The organism is Nonomuraea sp. SBT364, from assembly GCF_001083785.1.
GTDB lineage: Bacteria > Actinomycetota > Actinomycetes > Streptosporangiales > Streptosporangiaceae > Nonomuraea.
Window position 1 is genome coordinate 1 of record NZ_LAVL01000327.1, and the last position, 2,441, is coordinate 2,441.

The window sequence follows — 2,441 nt, forward strand, 5'->3', positions numbered from 1 at the left end:
CTCCATGAGTGGCCCCTCCGAAACCGGAGCCCCACCCCCGGGGAACTGTCCCCTCCGGGACTGGAGCCCGCGCCTCCTCTGGGGTGCCCTCCCCCTCCGGAACCGGAGTCCGTGCCTCCTCTGGGGTACCACACCCCCACCGGGACCGGAGTCCGCATCTGGGGAGCCCGCCCTACCGGGACCGGAGTCCGCGCCCGGTGAGCCCCCTCCAGGGATGGCCCCGTCGGGGCTGGAGCCTCCGCCTCCCGGGGAAGCCCCCGCCCTCCGGGACCGGAGCCCGCGCCCGCTTGGAGAGGCCCCTCCAGGGGCGGCTTCCTCCGGGACCGGAGTCCGCGTCCGCTTGGGGAGGCCCTTCCAGGGGCGGCTTCCTCCGGGGCCGGAGTACGCGTCCGCTCGGGGGGCCCGTTGGGGCCCGCCTTTCGGGGGAGCCTGTCTCCTCTGTGAGCCTGGCCCCCTCGGGCCGGGAGTCTCCGCCCCGAGAAGTCCCGTCCCGTCCGGGACCAAGCCCGCGCCCGCTCGGAGGGCCGCCCGCTCAGGGCCCGCCGCCTTCGGGAGCCTGCCCCAGGGCTGGAGGCTCCGCTCCTCCGGTGAGCCCCCCTGAGGGCCAGGCTTCCTTGTGGGCTCGGTTCCTCGTGGTGCGCGGCTGCTGGGGCGGCGCGCTGTGTGGCGGGGGCTGTGGTTGTGGGGTGGGTCAGGTGCCGTGACGGGCCAGGTGGTCGGCCTGGCGGACGGGCTCCGGGAGGCGGAAGCGGGGGGACAGGCGCAGGACCTGTTCGGTGACCGTGTCGAGGGTGATTCGATGGCCCTGGGAGACGTACACCGGCTTGGTGCCGGCCCGGGTGCGCAACGCCCGCCCCACCGGCGTACCGTCGAGGACGATGGGCGACCACGAGCCGCGCGCCGGAGCCGGAGCGTCGTGCGTGCCCACGAACGGCGTCTTGCCGACGCCCAGCGACGGCAGCCCGGTGAGGACGCCCAGGTGGCAGGCCAGCCCGAAGCCCCGCGGATGCGCGAGCCCGTACCCGTCGCAGACCAGCAGGTCCGGCGTGACGGTGAGGCGTTCGAGGGCCTCCACCAGCGCGGGCAGCTCGCGGAATGCGAACAGCCCGGGCACGTACGGGAACGCCGCCCGCCCGTGCACCACCACCCGCTCCACCACGTCCAGCGTGCCGGCGTCGAGCACCACCACAGCGGCCGACAGGGCGTCGTCGCCGTGGTAGTGGACGTCCAGGCCCGCGACCGTCGTGAACACGTCCGGCCCGGTCAGCTCGACGTGAAGCCGTAGCCGCTCCTGGATCGCCTCCGCCTCGGCGACACTGCCGGGCCACGAGTGAAGCTGCTTTACACGCACCCGGCCTAACCTATGGCCTTTCCACGAACCCGCGACGCACGTCCCGTCGCCCGGCAGGCGGGCCTTCCCGATGGGCGGGATCCGGATCCGCATACCGATACAAGGTCGAACGAGAGCCCGAACGGGAGGAAGTTCTGTAGTGTCGGGATTCGTGAGCGATGTCTTGGTTCTGATCGGGCCCGGGGCGGCGGTGGACGAGGCTCTGCTGGGGGAGATCGCCGAGGGCGAGTTCACGGCACTGGGCGTCCGCGGTGTGATCACCTACGCCCGTGACGCGGCCGCCGTCCGCGCCCGCACCGTCAGGCGCCGCGCCGCCTCCGAACGGGCGGTCGTGATCATCCCTGGGGCCGACGAGGGCATCCGGGGCCTGATGCGGGAGCCGCTCGGCCTGGTGGTCTGGCTGGACATCTGGCGCGCCGACGGCGTCGAGGTCGGCGACGGCGCCACACACATCCACGGGCGCGGGCTCGGCGGCCTGTCCTGGGCCATCCGCCATGCCGTCCACCGCCTGCGCCACCCCCGCCGCCGCATCCCGTACGGCGATCACCAGGATCAGTGGGGCGAGCTGCACCTTCCCCCGCCCTCGCCCGAGGCGGCCGGCCCGCCCCCGGAAGCCGCCGGCCCGTCCCCGGCCGGTGGGGAGGACGGCCCGCTTGCGGCCGGTGGGGAGGCCGGTGCGTCCGCGGCCGGCTCGGCAGCCGGGCTGCCGGTGGTCGTGCTGGTGCATGGCGGGTACTGGCGGTCGGTGTGGGGGGCCGACCTCATGGAAGGGCTCTGCGCGGACCTCGTGGGGAACGGGTTCGCGGTGTGGAACCTGGAGTACCGGCGGCCCGATCTGCACGGCTGGGACGCCACCACGGCCGACGTGGCAGCCGGGATGGACGCGCTGGCCGGTGTGGACGCGCCGCTCGACCTGGACCGGGTCGCCGTCGCCGGGCACTCCGCCGGTGCGCAGCTCGCCCTGCGCGCCGTGGCCGACGGCGCCCGCGTCAGGGTGGCGGTGTCGCTCGCCGGTGTGCTCGACCTGGTGGAAGGCGGCAGGCGCTGGATCGGTCAGGGCGCCGTCGCCGACGCCCTGGGCGGCCTGAAC

Annotated in this window: 2 protein-coding genes; one reads left to right on the plus strand and one right to left on the minus strand. The window is 74.9% G+C overall.

The window, feature by feature from the left end:
* Positions 1 to 691 precede the first annotated feature (691 nt).
* Complete coding sequence (locus ADY59_RS47065; RefSeq protein ID WP_049577824.1) at positions 692 to 1,351, minus strand: endonuclease V; 660 nt, start codon at positions 1,349 to 1,351, stop codon at positions 692 to 694.
* 151 nt (positions 1,352 to 1,502) lie between these two features.
* Here ADY59_RS47065 and ADY59_RS53650 point away from each other — a divergent pair.
* Positions 1,503 to 2,441, plus strand: a 939-nt coding sequence (locus ADY59_RS53650; RefSeq protein WP_197094201.1) for an alpha/beta hydrolase, incomplete at its 3' end; no start/stop codon positions are given.